Annotated in this window: 13 protein-coding genes; 8 read left to right on the top strand and 5 right to left on the bottom strand. The window is 64.9% G+C overall.

What is annotated here, in order from left to right:
* Positions 1 to 37: 37 nt before the first annotated feature.
* The gene (locus tag JJB74_RS13425; protein WP_200592399.1) at positions 38 to 2,287 is read left to right on the top strand and encodes an alpha/beta hydrolase domain-containing protein; all 2,250 of its coding nucleotides are present in this window, start codon (positions 38 to 40) and stop codon (positions 2,285 to 2,287) included.
* An 80-nt stretch (positions 2,288 to 2,367) separates the two neighbouring features.
* Positions 2,368 to 3,153 (top strand): hypothetical protein, encoded by a 786-nt coding sequence (locus tag JJB74_RS13420; RefSeq protein WP_200592398.1) that lies wholly within the window; start codon positions 2,368 to 2,370, stop codon positions 3,151 to 3,153.
* A 114-nt stretch (positions 3,154 to 3,267) separates the two neighbouring features.
* Here the strand turns inward: JJB74_RS13420 and JJB74_RS13415 are convergent, their stop codons facing one another.
* Together JJB74_RS13415 and hpf are read right to left on the bottom strand one after the other, a co-directional pair.
* Positions 3,268 to 4,920, bottom strand: coding sequence for an HDOD domain-containing protein (locus tag JJB74_RS13415; protein ID WP_200592397.1), 1,653 nt, complete (start codon positions 4,918 to 4,920; stop codon positions 3,268 to 3,270).
* Between the two features lie 162 nt (positions 4,921 to 5,082).
* Positions 5,083 to 5,448: a ribosome hibernation-promoting factor, HPF/YfiA family gene (hpf, locus tag JJB74_RS13410; protein WP_200592396.1), complete on the bottom strand. Its 366-nt coding sequence runs from the start codon at positions 5,446 to 5,448 to the stop codon at positions 5,083 to 5,085.
* A gap of 220 nt (positions 5,449 to 5,668) precedes the next feature.
* On the opposite strand from hpf, the gene JJB74_RS13405 reads away from it, so the two are divergent.
* Genes JJB74_RS13405 through JJB74_RS13395 form a run of 3 tightly spaced genes read left to right on the top strand, consistent with a single transcriptional unit; the run spans position 5,669 to position 10,901 of the window.
* Entirely contained in the window at positions 5,669 to 6,277 is a 609-nt protein-coding gene (locus JJB74_RS13405; protein WP_200592395.1) for a DUF2760 domain-containing protein, read from the top strand.
* Entirely contained in the window at positions 6,274 to 8,121 is a 1,848-nt protein-coding gene (locus JJB74_RS13400; protein ID WP_200592394.1) for an Hsp70 family protein, read from the top strand. Before JJB74_RS13405 ends, JJB74_RS13400 begins: the two co-directional genes overlap by 4 nt.
* 20 nt (positions 8,122 to 8,141) lie before the next feature.
* Positions 8,142 to 10,901, top strand: a complete 2,760-nt coding sequence (locus tag JJB74_RS13395) for an Hsp70 family protein (protein ID WP_200592393.1) — start codon at positions 8,142 to 8,144, stop codon at positions 10,899 to 10,901.
* A 78-nt stretch (positions 10,902 to 10,979) separates the two neighbouring features.
* Here the strand turns inward: JJB74_RS13395 and hfq are convergent, their stop codons facing one another.
* Positions 10,980 to 11,210, bottom strand: coding sequence for an RNA chaperone Hfq (gene hfq / locus JJB74_RS13390; RefSeq protein WP_200592392.1), 231 nt, complete (start codon positions 11,208 to 11,210; stop codon positions 10,980 to 10,982).
* Between the two features lie 145 nt (positions 11,211 to 11,355).
* On the opposite strand from hfq, the gene JJB74_RS13385 reads away from it, so the two are divergent.
* The 3 genes from JJB74_RS13385 (at position 11,356) to JJB74_RS13375 (ending at position 14,147) form a co-directional block, all read left to right on the top strand.
* Positions 11,356 to 11,736, top strand: a complete 381-nt coding sequence (locus tag JJB74_RS13385; protein ID WP_200592391.1) for a four-helix bundle copper-binding protein — start codon at positions 11,356 to 11,358, stop codon at positions 11,734 to 11,736.
* A gap of 72 nt (positions 11,737 to 11,808) precedes the next feature.
* Entirely contained in the window at positions 11,809 to 12,087 is a 279-nt protein-coding gene (locus JJB74_RS13380) for a hypothetical protein (RefSeq protein WP_200592390.1), read from the top strand.
* Positions 12,088 to 12,404: 317 nt separating this feature from the next.
* On the top strand, positions 12,405 to 14,147 hold the full coding sequence (locus tag JJB74_RS13375; protein WP_200592389.1) for a leucine-rich repeat domain-containing protein: 1,743 nt from the start codon (positions 12,405 to 12,407) through the stop codon (positions 14,145 to 14,147).
* Between the two features lie 52 nt (positions 14,148 to 14,199).
* Here the strand turns inward: JJB74_RS13375 and JJB74_RS13370 are convergent, their stop codons facing one another.
* Together JJB74_RS13370 and JJB74_RS13365 are read right to left on the bottom strand one after the other, a co-directional pair.
* Entirely contained in the window at positions 14,200 to 14,988 is a 789-nt protein-coding gene (locus tag JJB74_RS13370; protein ID WP_200592388.1) for a slipin family protein, read from the bottom strand.
* The gene (locus tag JJB74_RS13365; protein WP_200592387.1) at positions 14,988 to 15,296 is read right to left on the bottom strand and encodes a hypothetical protein; all 309 of its coding nucleotides are present in this window, start codon (positions 15,294 to 15,296) and stop codon (positions 14,988 to 14,990) included. Before JJB74_RS13365 ends, JJB74_RS13370 begins: the two co-directional genes overlap by 1 nt.
* Positions 15,297 to 15,543: the final 247 nt, after the last annotated feature.

The following is a 15,543-nucleotide window of genomic DNA, read 5'->3' as shown; positions in this document are numbered from 1 at the left end:
TCCGCTCGGACGAACAAGAATGTCAAGGAGACACAGCATGAGAGGAATTGCCACGGCCAGCGCACTTTGCGTAGCCGCGCTACTCGCCGCCTGCGGCGGCGGGGACGACAATAACACCGCCGCATCGAACACCACCCCCACTACCCCGGCCCAGCCCGCCGCCAAGGCCGGTGGCGTCATCGACCGTTTCGAAATCGTTTCCACCGCCGATGCCTACAATGGCGCTACGCCGCCCGGCGCCGCCGGACCCTACCAGGTCATTACCGGCATCGTGCACGGCAAGCTGTTGCCGAGCGATGCGGACAATGCCGGCATCGTCGACCTGGCCAACGCGCCGACAGACGCCGACGGCTATGTGAACTACACCACCGACGTCGTGATCCTGCGCCCGAAGAGTGCCGCCAATGCCCGGCGCGTGCTGTTCTATGACGTGGTCAACCGCGGCAACAAGCTCGGCGCCGGCTCCTATGTCGGCGGCGGCTCTGTGCTGACCACCGGCGCGGCCCCGGCATCGACCTTCCCGTCGCTGCTGCAAAAGGGTTACACCATCGTCTGGAGCGGCTGGCAGGGCGGCATCGCGCAAACCGGCAATGGCGCGGGTGCTGCCGTCGGCGTGAGCTTCCCGGTGGCGAAGAACAAGGATGGCACCTCGATCACCGGCTTGTCGCGCGAGGAATTCGTGCCGGACTTCGCCGGCGGTTCGCCGACCACGATTCCCCTCACCTATGTGCCGGCCTCGCTGACCGATCGCTCGGAAATTACCTTCACCGCGCGCCAGAGCTGGCTGAATGCGTCCGGCCAGGAAGACTATGCATCGCCGTCCACGCCGGTGACGACCTGGAATTACGTGAGCAATGCCGACGGCACGGTGTCGGTCAGTTTCACGCCGCCGACCACCGTGCCCGGACCGAATGGCACCCAGGTCGCGCCAGACGCCGGCACCATCTACACCTTTACCTATAGAGCCAAGGATCCGACCGTCAACGGTATCGGCTTCGCGGCGGTGCGCGATCTGGTCTCCTTCCTGCGCAACAGCGACAAGGATGCGCAGGGCAATGCGAATCCGCTCAATGACATGAAGAATGCGCCCTGCGTGCTCGGCACCGGTTGCGCAGCCACCCAGAACAGCAATTTCGACGTGGCCATCGGCGAAGGCATTTCCCAGTCTGGGCGCTTCCTGCGCGACTTCCTGTACCAGGGCTTCAACAAGGATGCAAAGGGCAAGCCGGTCTTCGAAGGCCTGATGCCGGTGATCCCCGCCGGCCGGCGTACCTGGACCAATCTGCGCTTCTCGCAGATCGGCCGCTGGTCCAAGGAGCATGAAGACCACTTCATGCCCGGCGACCAGTTCCCCTTCGCCTACAACGTCATCACCGATCCGCTCACCGGCGTCAACGATGGCCTGCTGAAGAAGTGCCTGGCTACCTCGACCTGCCCGAAGATCATGCAGATCGATGGCAGCTATGAATGGTGGGGCGGCCGCGCTTCCCTGGTGGTGACCGATGGCGCCGGCAACGATCTCACGCTGCCGGACAACGTGCGCTACTACATGGTGGCCGGCACCCAGCACGGCGGCGGCAATGGCGTAACCACTGGCCTGTACACCATCAGCGGCGTGTGCCAGTTGCCGGGCAGCCCGGTGGCGGAAACGCCGGTCACGCGTGCGCTGATTCCGGCGATGGAACGCTGGCTGGTATCCAACACCGCGCCGCCGGCGTCGCAATATCCGACCGTGGCCTCGGGCACGCTGGTGACACCGACCGCGATCGGCCTGCCGGACTTCACCAATGTCGTGATTCCGCTCGGCGCGAATGCCACGCCCACGCCGCTGTCCTTCACCTATACCGGCGTGACCAACCAGGTATTCGTGACCGACTACACCAATGCCGCTCCGGTGGTGAACCTGACCAAGCAATACCGGGTGCTGGTGCCGAAGGTCGATGCCAATGGCAATGAAACCACCGGCGTGCTGGTGCCGGATGTGAAGGTGCCGCTGGCAACCTACACCGGCTTCAACATCCGTGCGGCGGGACATTCGATCGGCGAAGGATGCACCTCGAATGGCGGCGCGATTCCGTTCGCGATGAATGCAGCGGCAAAGGGCTCGGGCAGCGACAGCCGCCAGACGCTGGCCGACCTGTACACCGGCCGCGCCGACTATCAAAACAAGGTGACTAACGCGGCCAATACGCTGGTGTCGCAGGGCTATCTGCTGCCACTTGATGCGACCAATGTGTTCAGCGCGAACGCGGCCAATGTGTCGCCGCAGTTGATCACCAACCCGTAAAAGGGTCGGACTCCCGCGCGCTTTGGCGCGGGAGTCCTTTTCAGTTTCGATTTCAGTTTCGATACACCAAGGAGCGGCGCATGCGCCAATTCATACTGCCCGCGCTGCTGATGGCGGGACTGTGCGGCTGCGGCGGTGGCGGCGGCGACGGTTCCAGCGCCAGTACCGGGACCACGCCGTCTACCGCGAGCGCTGCGGCGCCTGCCTATCCCCATAGCCTTGCCCTCGGCCGTTTCGCGCCCGAGACGATTTCCTTCATCGATGGCCAGCCCGGACAGGGCCTGGCGATCGATGTGAGCGTCGCGTCAGCACTGCTGTCGGCCGGACGCAATCCCCTGGCGGCCATCCATCGCGACACGGCGGCCGCCGGCGTCATCGTCGCCTGCGTGTCGGCGCCCACCTCGGCAACCGGCATTGTCGACAACATCAATCTCGGCGTGAACATCCGCAGCGTCGCCGCGCTGATGGATGCTGGCTGGAACCGGGTAGCGGACCCGGCGTCCGCATGGTCCCAGCTTGCCGGCACGCATTTCGATAACTGGGAAAACTGCGGCGCCAAGCCCGAAGGCCAGCCTTCGCTGGCTTCGCGCTTGAACATAGGCGGCGACGGCTCCTGGTCGGAAGAAGTCTACGACGGCAATTTCGGCACCAACCTGAACACCATCGAGCTGCGTTATGACGCGTCGCAGGTTGCCGCGATGCTGAGCGCGGACGGCTGGCTGAATCCGGGCATCGGCACCGGCGCGAAGCGGATGTGGCTGACGATCTGGCGCAATGCCGCCGGCACGCCGCTGCTGCTGGTGCAGGGCTGGCCGGAAGCGCGCGGCGCGACGGACGGCTTTCTGGCAGTTTATTTTTCGCGCTAGCAGTCGCTGGCGTAATCGTTTCGGCACGCTGCGGGCGGGCTAGGTTTGCGGCGCGGCCGGTCGTGCAGCGCGCGTGCACGGCGCCATCGCGCCCTGCACGCGCGCTGCCATCCTTCAGCGCGCGGCCATCACCGCCAGGACCTGCCTCTTGAGCATCTTGATCAGCGCGCTTTCCTCTGTAGTGATGCCTTCCGGCGCGGTCGCAGTGCGGTCGGCATAGTAGTAGCCGAGCGAATTGCCGCCCACCACCAGCGGCAGAATCATCAGGCTGCGCGCTTCGGGTACCAGGTTGCGGTGCCAGGTCGGCAGCAGGTTCACGATTTTCATGCTCGTGGCATCGGCGATGAACAGATCGGCATCGTTCTGCAGCGCCAGGTGGAACAGGTCCTTGGCCCCGCTCGCAGCGAATGCGAAACGCTTCGGAAGCTTCGGCGTGGTTTCGCCGAGTGCGACGCGCGAGCGATACAGCCCGGTCTGCACATCGCGCAGGCAGAAGGTGGCGAAACGAAAACCCAGGCTCGCATACAGTGTCTCGAGCACCTGGAACATCAGGTCGTTCAGCGTGAACTTGCCGGAGGCGATCATCTCGGTGACGCCTTGAGCGCCGGCAAGCAGCATGTCGCGCGCGGCGAGCGGCTTGCCGCTGGCATGGCAGCCGTCGCTCGGAGCGCTGTCGCCAGCGTCGAGCACGAGCCCGGCCAGCGCATCCGGCGTGGCGCTTGCGTGCTTTGCCGCTGTGTTGATCGCGCTGGAGTCAGGTGAAAGTGTGGGCGGCGGCGCCGACGCAGCCGGTGTGGCTGCGGTGGACGTGACTTCGGTCGGTTCGTCCGCAGGCAGCAGCGCTCCCGCGGCAATGTCTTCTCCGTCCTCGTCAAACGCCACCTCGGCATTGCTCGCCAACAGCCGCGCTTCCTCGTTCGCCGCGGCGAACAGTGCGGCAAGCGTCGCCGCATCGAGTTCGAGCGCCGCGCCGTAACGCTCCAGCAGCGCCTTGCTGTGTGCATCGGTCCCGGGTTCGGTCATGCGCGTCAATGCCGCGGCCATCGCGCCGCTGAAATGCGCGACCTGCTGCAGCCATTCGGCGCGGCCGCGCGCGGGCTTGAGCCGACCGGCGGGTAGCGGCGCGAGCGCTCCGACGAGCGAATCCGGCATGTCCCAGCCGCGCAGCACCGCGTCGGCGAGCATGTCGAAGCTGCAGCCGAGCACGCGGGCGCTTGCCTGCGACGGCGACAGCGCGCCCGATTCGGAGAGCGCTGCAATGCGCGCATACAGCGCCTCGTCATGCGCAGCGACCAGCACCCGGCCCAGGTTGCGGAACAGCGCGGCGATTGCCGCCTCCTCGCCATCGCGGAATCGACCGCGACGCGCCATCTCGCGGCCGATCACCCCCGCAGCGAGCGACAATGCCAGTTCACGCCGCAGGTGCTCGCCGCGCTTGCCACGGATGCGGTCAGCCAGCATCAGCGCCAGCGCATTGGTCTTGATGGTGTCGAAGCCAAGCAGGAAGATCGCGCGCGATATCGTCGAGACGGGCGCACCGCTGGCGCGGCGGTAATTGACGGTATTCGACAGCCGCAACACCTTCTGCGTGAGCCCGACATCGCGCAGCAGGAAGGCAGAAAGTTCGCGCACCGAGTTTTCCTCGGACGATGCGATGCGCACGACTTGAGAGACCGATGCGCCCAGCGCGGGAAGATCACCGGCCTCGCTGATTTGCTGCAGCAGTTTGTCGCGTGCGGAACTGGGGTCGGTTGTGGTGCCGGTCATGCCTGTAACGGAAGGTTTGTTTCCTCAAGGCACGGAGCATACCGCATGGGAGGGGAATACCGATCGAATACCGAACGGAAATATGCGTAGTTACCCGATTTGAGTTCGAAAAAGCAACGCGGGCTTGGCGCCCGCGCTCTCCTTGCCTGTTGGTTTACCGGATTACAGCGTTTCGTCGCTGGTGGGATTCAATATATCTTCGCTCGCGCGCTTGGCGCTTTCCTGCCTGTGCCCCTGAATTTTGCCCTTGTACTTGAGCACTTGCTTGTCGAGCTTCTCCATCATCATGTCGATGGCGGCGTACAGGTTCTCGGCTGTGCACTCGGCATGGACGACCTCGCCCTTGAGGCGCAGGTTGACTTCGGCACGCTGCCGCTTGTCCTTTTCCGCGGGCGCTTCGACGCCGAGGATGACCGCCACGTCGACCACCTGGTCGAAGTGGCGCAGCACTTTTTCCAGCTTGGTTTCGACGTAGTCGCGGATCGCTGGGGTGAGTTCGACGTGCTGCCCGGTAATCAAAACATTCATGAACGCCTCCTTTCGTTGCAGTGGAAATAGGAGTCCCGCCCGGGAATTTGGTTCATGCGCAGGTTCCATGAATTCCAGTCGAGCAGCCGGTGCGGGAATGGGAGCCACGTGGCGAACGCAAGCTCCTTTTGACAATATCCCCCCAGTTTCCGAAATATCAAGGCGGATTTTTTTCCGTCTGAGATAATCGCACGCTTGTCGTAATCATCAAGGAAGATTCATGAGTGACCAGACCCCGGGCCGCCAACAGGCCCGTCCTTCTTTTTTCGGCCGTCTCTCGCTCGCGTTCGCCGCATTTTTCCGCATCGCCGGCAATGCCGACTATGCCAGCCGCATCGAAAACCTGCCGGACAGCGAAGGCCCCGCAACCGCTCCCAAATCCACCCCTGCCGCTCCCGCCACGCCCAGCGCGCCCGAAACCAAGCCGGCGCTGCGCGTGCTGAAGGAAGCTTCGCCCGAAGCGGCGCTGCAATTGCTGGGCATCCTGCAGCGCGACGCGCGCCTGGTCGATTTTGCGCAGGAAGACCTGTCGCAGTATTCGGATGCCGAAATCGGCGCCGCCGCGCGCGTGGTGCATGAAGGCTGCCGCAAGGTGCTGCGCGAGCATTTCATGATCGAGCCGGTATTGAAGGAAACCGAAGGCAGCAGCATCACCGTGCAGCCCGGCTTCGACGCCGGCGCGATCCGTCTGACCGGCAATGTCGTAGGCAGCGCGCCCTTCTCCGGCACCGTCGGCCATCGCGGCTGGCGCGCCATCGAGATTCACCTGCCGGCGCTGGCCGAAGGCCATAACGCGCATGTCGTGGCGCCGGCGGAGGTCGAGCTATGAGCGATGCGCGCTATGCGATCGGCATCGATCTCGGCACCACGCACAGCGCGCTGGCCTGGGTCGACATCGCCTCCTCGGATGGCGAGAACAGCCGCCAGGGCGTGCTCGGCCTGCCGCAATTGATCGACGCCGGCGCAGTCGAGGCACGGCCGCTCTTGCCCTCCTTCCTGTATCTGCCGCATGCGGATGAATTGCCGCCTGGCGCGCTGGCGCTGCCCTGGGGCGAAGGCCGCAATTATGCGGTCGGCGAATTCGCCCGCAGCCGCGGCGCCACCACGCCGATCCGCCTGGTGTCGTCGGCCAAGAGCTGGCTGTCGCATCCGGGCGTGGACCGCCGCGCCGGCATCCTGCCCACGGATGCGCCGCCGGACCTGGCGAAACTGTCGCCGGTGGAGGCATCGATCCGGTACCTGGAGCACATGAAGTCCGCCTGGAACGATGCGCACCCCGAAGCGCCCTTCGATGACCAGGACGTGACGGTGACGATTCCCGCGTCCTTCGACCCGGCCGCGCGCGAACTCACCGCCGAGGCCGCGCGCGAAGCCGGCTACGGCCACCTCACGCTCCTGGAAGAGCCGCAGGCCGCGCTCTACAGCTGGATTGCCGGCAGCCACGGCGCATGGCGCAAGGAAGTTCAGACCGGCGACATCATCCTGGTGGTCGACGTCGGCGGCGGCACCAGCGACTTTTCCCTGATCGCGGTGCTCGAGCGCGAGGGCAACCTGGAGCTTCACCGCATCGCCGTCGGCGACCACATCCTGCTCGGCGGCGACAACATGGACCTGACGCTGGCCTACGGCGTGGCGAAAAAGCTCGCCGCCAACGGCACTCAGCTCGACGCCTGGCAGATGCGCGCCCTCACCTACGCCTGCCGCAGCGCCAAGGAAAGCCTGCTGTCCGACCCGCACCTGGGGGCGCTGCCCATCGTGGTTCCCAGCCGCGGCTCGAAGCTCATCGGCGGCTCGATCCGCACCGAACTGACCCGCGAGGAAGTCGCCGCCACGATCCTCGAAGGCTTTTTCCCGCAAGTCGATGCTTCGGCACGACCAGCCGTTCGTACCCGCGGCGGCCTGACGCAGATCGGCCTGCCGTTCGCGCAGGATGCGGCCATTACCCGCCACCTGGCTGCCTTCCTCGGCCGCCAGCAAGCCGCCACCGCCGAGCTCGACGGCTTCGCGCCGATGCCGCCGGGCGCGAGCTTCCTGCATCCGACCGCGGTGCTGTTCAACGGCGGCATCTTCAAGTCCGAGCTGCTGGCGCAGCGCACGCTGGTCACCCTCAACGCCTGGCTCGCCGCAGAAAACGCGCCGCCGGCGCGCGCGCTGGCCGGCGCCGACCTCGACCTCGCGGTGGCGCGCGGCGCGGCCTATTACGGCTATGTGCGGCGCGGTCGCGGCGTACGCATCCGCGGCGGCACCGCGGCCGCTTACTACGTCGCGATCGAATCGGCGATGCCGGCCATTCCCGGCATGGAGCCGCCGATCCAGGCGCTGTGCGTGGCGCCTTTCGGCATGGAAGAAGGCTCGGACGCCGAAGTGCTGAACCAGGAATTCGGCCTGGTCGTCGGCGAGCCGGTGCATTTCCGCTTCTTCGGCTCCACGGTGCGGCGCCAGGACACGGTCGGCACCCTGCTCGATTCCTGGGACCCGGATGAATTGCAGGAACAGGGTGAAATCCAGGCCACCTTGCCGGCCGACGGCCGTCAGCCCGGACAGGTGGTCGAAGTGCGCCTGCATTCGCGCGTAACCGAAACCGGCACGCTGGAGCTGGCCGCGGTGCCGCGCGACGGCACCGCGCGCTGGAACGTGGAATTCGACGTGCGCGGAGCGCATCCGGCGGCATGACGCCCGGCGGGAAGGCCGCAATGAAGGGCAGCACGGAACGCTACATCGTCGGCATCGACCTCGGCACCACGCATACCGTGGTCGCCTATGCCGCGCCGGGCGAAGACACCATCCAGCTATTCGAGATCGAGCAACTGGTCGCGCCGGGCCAGGTCGCGGCGCTACCGCTCCTTCCCTCGCTGCGCTACCACCCTGCGACGGAGGAATTCGCGCCGGCGGATCTGCATCTGCCCTGGAGCCGTGCCGATGAACCCGCGGTCGTCGGCACGCTTGCGCGCCGCCTCGGCGCGCAGGTGCCCGGGCGGCTGGTCGCTTCGGCCAAGAGCTGGCTGTCGCATACGGCGGTCGATCGCACCGCGCCGATTCTGCCCTGGGGCGCGCCGGAAGACGTGCCGAAAGTCTCGCCGCTCGAAGCCAGCGCCAGCTACCTCGCCCATGTGCGCCATGCCTGGAATGCGCGCTTTGCCGAAGCGCCGCTGGAACGCCAGGACATCGTGCTGACCATCCCTGCCTCGTTCGACGAAGGCGCGCGGGCGCTGACGCTGGAAGCCGCGCGCATGGCTGGGCTGGGCGAGCCGCATCTTGTCGAAGAGCCGCAGGCGGCATTGCAGGACTGGCTGCACCGGCACCGCGCCACGCTTGCGGCCGATCTGGCAGGCAGCCGCCTGATCCTGGTGGCGGACGTCGGCGGCGGCACCACCGATTTCTCGCTGATCCGCGTGCGCACCGAAAACGGCGCGCCGGTGCTGGACCGCATCGGCGTCGGCCAGCATCTGATGCTCGGCGGCGACAACATGGACCTGGTGCTGGCGCGCCTGGCCGAATCGCGCCTGGCGCCGTCCGAGCCTGGCGCCGCGCCGCAGCGGCTGTCTGCCTCCCGACTGTCGCAGTTGACCGATCGCTGCCGCGCGGCCAAGGAAACACTGCTGGCCGCCGATGCGCCCGAATCCGCGCCGATCACGCTCTTGGGCGGCGGCAGCCGGCTCATCGGCGGCAGCCGCAGCACGTCGCTGGGGCGCGAAGAGGCACGTCAGCTGCTGGTGGACGGCTTCTTCCCCGAGGTGCCGCCTGACGAAACGCTGAAGTCGCGGCGCGGCGCGCTCGTCGAATTCGGCCTGCCTTACGCCAGCGATCCGGCCATCACACGCCATCTGTCGGACTTCCTGTGCCGGCATGCCGACGATTCCCGCGCCGCCCTGGGCGACGCCTCCAATGCCGGCATGCCGGTGCCGGATGCGCTGCTGCTCAACGGCGGCGTGTTCCGCGCCGAGGCGCTGGCCGAGCGGCTGCAATCGGTGCTCGCCGGCTGGCGCGGCCAGCCGCTGGCGCTGCTGCACAATGACGATCCCGACATCGCGGTAGCGCGCGGCGCTGTCGCCTACGGCCTGGCCCGCAGGGGCAGCGCGCCGCGCATCGGCGGCGGTGCGGCGCGCAGTTATTTTCTGGCGCTCGAAGGTGGCGAAGAAGGCATCTGCATCCTGCCGCGCGGCAGCGCTGCCGGCGCCGAGCTGGTGCTGGAAGATCGTGTATTCGGGCTGCAGCTTGGCCAGCCAGTGCGTTTCCCGCTGGCATCAAGCACCGGGAGCGCGCAGGCGGGCCAGATCGTGTCGCTGGAAAGCGTCGATGCGCAGAGGCTGCCGCCGATTTCCACCGTGCTGCCGGCCGACGCTGGACGTGGCAAACAGCAGATTGAAGTCAGGCTCGCCGCGATGCTCACTGAAGTCGGCACGCTGCAGCTGTCCTGTGTGGCCGTGGCAGATCCGCAGAGACGCTGGCGGCTGGAATTCGGGCTGCGCGGCGCGGAGGAATCCGGGACCGACGACGCGCGGCTGCCGGCCAACCTGCCGGCGGCGCTGGAACGCATCGATCGCGTCTTCGGCGCGCGCGGTCCGAAGCTGCCGGAAAAGGAAGTGCGGCAATTGCGGCTGCAGCTGGAAAAGCTGCTTGGCAGCCGCGAACGCTGGGATCTGCCGCTGTCGCGCCGCTTGTTCGACGCCTTCATGAAGGATGCGCGCGGCCGGCGTCGTTCGGCCGACCATGAGCGCATCTGGCTGAATCTGGCCGGCTACTGCCTGCGCCCCGGCACCGGCTATCCGCTGGACGACTGGCGCATCGCCGAGCTATGGAAGATTTTTCCGGACGGCGTGCAGCACCGCGCCGACAACCAGGTCGCCGCCGAGTGGTGGACGTTGTGGCGCCGCGCCGCTGGCGGGCTGCCGTCTGATGCACAGCTGCGGCTCCTGGAAGATTTCGCTTTCAATGTGCAGGCCGATGCGCAGGAGCGGAAACGTCGGCCGGCGACGCTTGTGCCCGGCAAGCTCGACGACATGCTGCGCCTGGCCGCGGCGCTGGAGCGCATACCGGGCGCGTACAAGGTAGAGATAGGCGACTGGATGATGGAACAGTTGCGCGGCAATCCGGATCAGCGCCTGATGCTGTGGGCGCTCGGTCGCGTTGGCGCGCGCATGCCCTTCTACGGCAGCGCGCATGAAACCGTCGCGCCGGAAAACGCGTCTTCCTGGCTGGAGTGGTTATTGTCGCTGGACTGGCGCCGGATCGAACCAGCCGCCTTTGCCGCCGCGCACATCGCGCGGCTCACCGGCGACCGCAGTCGTGATCTGCCCGATGACCTGCGAGAGAAGGTCGCTGCCAAACTTGCTGCCATCGGCGCGGCGCCGAACTGGACAGCGATGCTGCGCGAAGTGATCGAACTCGATGAAGCGGATCAGCAGCGCGCACTCGGCGACTCGCTGCCGCCGGGATTGCGGCTGTTGCGCTGAAGTCGCGAGACGCGCCGCGATGAGCGCAATGAACGCGCGGGCGCGCTCACTGACTGCGCGGCGTCACCCGGGCGCGCTTCACACCATGTCGTCCGGCAGCTTCACCGGTCGCGACGGCACGATGGTGGAAATCGCATGCTTGTACACCGCTTGCACGCCGTTGGCCCGCAGCATGACCACGTAGGGATCGAACGCTTCAACCTGTCCCTGCAGCTTGATGCCGTTGACCAGGTACATGGCGACCGGAATGGATTCCTTGCGCAAGATTTCGAGAAACGGGTCCTGCAATTGCCTGGGCTTGTTTGCCATGATGCGTGCTGCCTATTTTTGAAAAGGGTGGATTGTAGCCGCTGCGTCCCTGCATAGCCAAGGCACGCGGCTTACTGATTCGGGAACCCTTGGCCGCGATCATGAATCGGATTCTTCGACCTTCGTCTCGAACAAGGAGAATCGCATGGACCCGCAGCAACTCCTTTCCTGCATCAGCGCCTGCGACGCCTGCGCCCAGGCTTGCGATGTGTGCGCCGCATCCTGCCTGCGCGAAGCCGATGCCGCTGCGATGGCGCGCTGCATTGCGCTCGACATCGATTGCGCGCAGACCTGCCGGCTGGCATCGGCCGCGATGGCGCGCGACAGCGTCATGGCCGCGCTCATCTGCGAGCTGTGCGCCAGCATCTGCGAAGCCTGCGCCGAGGAATGCGACCGCCACCCGATGGACCATTGCAAGCGCTGCGCGCAAGCCTGTGCCAGCTGCGCGCGGGAATGCCGCGCCATGGTCTCGGCGGGGCATCGCCCGTTCCAGGACAAGCCCACCGGCGGGCCGTACGCAGCGTAAAGCGGCGCGGCGCGGAACAAGCCTGTCCCGTCGTGGTCTTTCCATGGACTGCCATTCCGGAAGGGAGATGCCATGCGCCTCACCGTATCCAACACCCGACGCGACAATCCGATGGTCACCCTGTTCGCGCAACTCGACGACGGTACCTTCGCCGCGAAGCTCATGGCCGAGACCGATGTGCCCTATACCCGGCAATGGCCGAATGCGCTCGACCAGGTCGCGGTCTACATCAATCCCGAAGCCGAGCAATTGCAGGCGCTGCTCGATGCGCTGAAGGACGGCCGTCTCGATTACGCGCGGCTGCAGGACTATGGCGCCGCTGATGGCGGCGTCTCGGTCTTTGACGTCTGAGCGTAGCGCACGCCTGGCTTGCATGCGTTCCAGTCGGGACCTGCACGCCGCGCAACCGTCGCGAGCAAGCCGGCTTCCTGACAAGCGCCTGAGCCAGGATGGGGCCTGGGCTGAGGTAAGGACCGCGGTTCCGCGTCAAGACTGTTGACCGCGACTAACAAGACTTTCTGTGGCGCAGTTCGCTGGCATCATGCGTCGCCGCTTGCATTAGCAGGCGGAATCTCATCAAACGCACATGATGCGCATACCGTCCGCGCCACCAGCACGAGGCGCGTGGGGTGCGCGAACATACCAGTCACGTCGTCTTGCGAAGCCCCATGGCACAACAAACCTCGAACACTTCACCACGCAGCCCTTCTTTCATCCCGCAGACCACCTCAAACACGCCGCTACAGGAAGACCGTCATCAAACGGATGTCCTGGCGCCGTCCTTGTCGTCACACAGCACGGACGATACCGGGCCCGTTCTGATCGAAGCCAGACCCGCCGAGCAGACGCCCGCACAGACTGTCATCAATCCGCCTCAACTACGCTCTCAGTTGCGCGTGCAGCAGCAACAGCCCGATACCGTTGACGCCGCCAAGCTCGCCGAAATCCGCTCCCTGGTGAAGGATGGGATATTTAGGGGCGGGGTTTTGCTCGCCAAGCCCGGATACTGGGCGGCGATGTGTGCGTACCTGGAACAGAGCGACTGCAACATCCACACGCTCTACTCCCTTCCTCTTATGCCAAACGATGCGGACATGATGGCGCTTGCCCAAGCGCTGGCGAACAACCGCAGTGTCAAGAAACTGGAAGTTTGCCCCTACAAGTGCGTCGACAAGGGTATGGTCGCCATCGCCGAGTTATTGAAGAAGAATGAGAATATCGAAAACCTGTACCTGAGCGAATTGAACTGTGCTGCAGAAGGCTGCCTCGGCATTGCGTCGGCCATCAGCGCAAGCCGAACGATCACCACTCTTGCCCTGTCATTCCGAAACGGGGATGGACCGAATCGTCATGCGCTGTATAAGGCATGCGGCCAAAGCCAATCGGTGCGTTCGCTCGACCTGAACGATCGGCAAATGACGACCGAGTCATCCAATGCGCTCGCGACTAGCCTTGAAGAGAATCCGCGCATTCTCGATCTCTGCCTCCGGTTTTCCGCCCTCATGCGCGGCGACCACTCTCGTCTTATGGCGGCAATAGGGAGGCACCAAGGCTTGCAGACGCTGTACTTGTCGGACAGCTTTTTCTACGACGCTGCCGTGACGCTGATGAACCATCTGCAAAGCAATAAGACGCTGAAGTACTTGTACATCAGCGAATCCTGTCCTCAGGATGCGAACCGTCCATTTGCCAATGCTCTCGCCAGGCTGCTACACAGCAATTCGTCCCTGCAGCATATGGGGCTTGAGAGAATCCACTTCACCAATGCGTGCTTCGCGCTGATCGTTGATGCACTGAAATCCAATCGCGGATTGCGCGAAATGGCCATCCGGAATTGGATACATGCTTCAGGCGGCGAGCCATGCTTGCCGTATCGGGTGAACCTCATCAACAACGCACTCGACGTGAACCCCGTACTGGCCTTATTCCCCATCAAGAAAGCTCTCGATATCAGCAATGATGACGAGCTCGGCAATAGCGACGGATCGAACTACGACAGCGCGGATGGAGCGTCCGAGGAACAGATCTCTGACGACATGCAGCAATATTCCGACGAAGCTGCCGCCGACGACATACAGGGAGGTTTCGAAGAAGAAGCCTCTGACGACATACAAAACTATGCCGACGAGCCAGGCTCGGGCGATGCCCAGGACCATGGCCTTGCTTTGCAGGATGCCGTTGCGAAAGCACGTGCCAAGTTGGAGCGCAACAAGAGGATGGAAGAACTCACGAAGGGTGCCGCCGCGTATCTTGATCTGCTGTTCGACGGCAAGTATCCCGGGGAAATTGCCACGCTGATCGCGGAAATGCTGTTGCAGTTGCCTTCAGAGCATGCGGCCGGCGGTATCAACACCACTGTTGCGGCAAGCGCTGCGATGGGATGGCCGACGGTGCAGAACCGACGCCATTGACACGCAGGTTGCGCGTGACCGGGGCGACGCGCAGCCTGCGCCAGTGCTGCATTCACTCACCGACGCGAGGCCCGGAATCGCGCGAAGGCGCTCCCTTCCAGCTTTGCACCAGCGGACCGAGCACATCCATAGGCAGCGGAAAAACGACCGTGGTGTTCTTGTCCGCGCCGATCACGGTCAGCGTTTCCAGATAGCGCAGCAGGATCGCCTGCGGCGCCTCGGCCAGCCTGGCTGCGGCTTCGGCCAGCTGCGCTGATGCCTGCAACTCTCCTTCGGCATGAATGACTTTCGCGCGCCGCTCGCGTTCGGCCTCGGCCTGACGCGCAATTGCGCGCACCATCGATTCGGTCAGGTCCACCTGCTTCAACTCAACGCCGGAGATCTCGATGCCCCATGAACCGGTGCGCGCCGCGATCGCACGCTGAATGTCGGCGTTCATCTGCTCGCGCGCCGACAGCATGTCATCGAGCTGGTGCTTGCCCAGCACCGAGCGCAGCGTGGTCTGCGCCAACTGGCTGGTCGCGTTCAGATAATCCATCACTTCCAGCACCGCGCGCTTCGCATCCAGTACCCGGAAGTACACCACTGCGCTGACCTTCACCGACACGTTGTCACGCGAGATCACATCCTGCGTCGGCACCTCGAGCACGATGGTGCGCAAGTCGACTCGCACCACCTGCTGGATGAACGGAATCAGCAGCACCAGACCGGGACCGGCGACACGGCTGTAGCGCCCCAGCGTGAATACCACGCCGCGCTCGTACTCGCGGAAGATGCGGATGGACAGCACCCCAGCCGCGACAAGGACGATCAGTGCGACAGGCAATCGCGGATCCGGCATCACGGCCAGCCCTCCATCTCGCGCGTTGCCGCATGTTCCGGCATTTCCTCGGGAGTTTCCCAGATATCAACCACGCGCAGCCGCCGCACCACGAGCTCGTCGATTTCCAGGCGGCGTATCCGGGCAAGCCTCAATGTCAGCTGCGCGATGGCCATGCGCCCGACTGCCAGCGCGCCGATCGCAACCGCACCCGCAGACAAAGCGCCAATCGTCAGCGCCGCAGTAGCCTTTGTGCCGGTGACCACGGCGCCTCGGACAGTGATCGATCTGGATTTCAGCGCTGCATCGACACGTGTGGCTTGCGACATCACATTTCTCCCTGTTCAGCCATTTGGCAATGCAGCAGATCATTGCCGAAACGACCACGGGCGCATTGAGCCCTCGCAAGCCGGCCTACCGTTCGACGCTCCGATTCCTGTTAACCGTAAAACAGCGGCATTGGCTCGCCATTAAACAAACATTCCTTTAATGATCATTTGCATGAATCAGTTAAAAAACCATGATGCCCGGTCCCCGAGGAGCCGAGCGAGGCCGTCCGGCCTTGTGCAACAACCA

This window comes from Noviherbaspirillum pedocola, from assembly GCF_016632335.1.
In the GTDB taxonomy this organism is placed as follows: Bacteria; Pseudomonadota; Gammaproteobacteria; order Burkholderiales; family Burkholderiaceae_D; genus Noviherbaspirillum_A; species Noviherbaspirillum_A pedocola.
The sequence above is the reverse complement of the archived record's forward strand: the minus strand, read 5'-3'. Positions and strand labels throughout refer to the sequence as shown.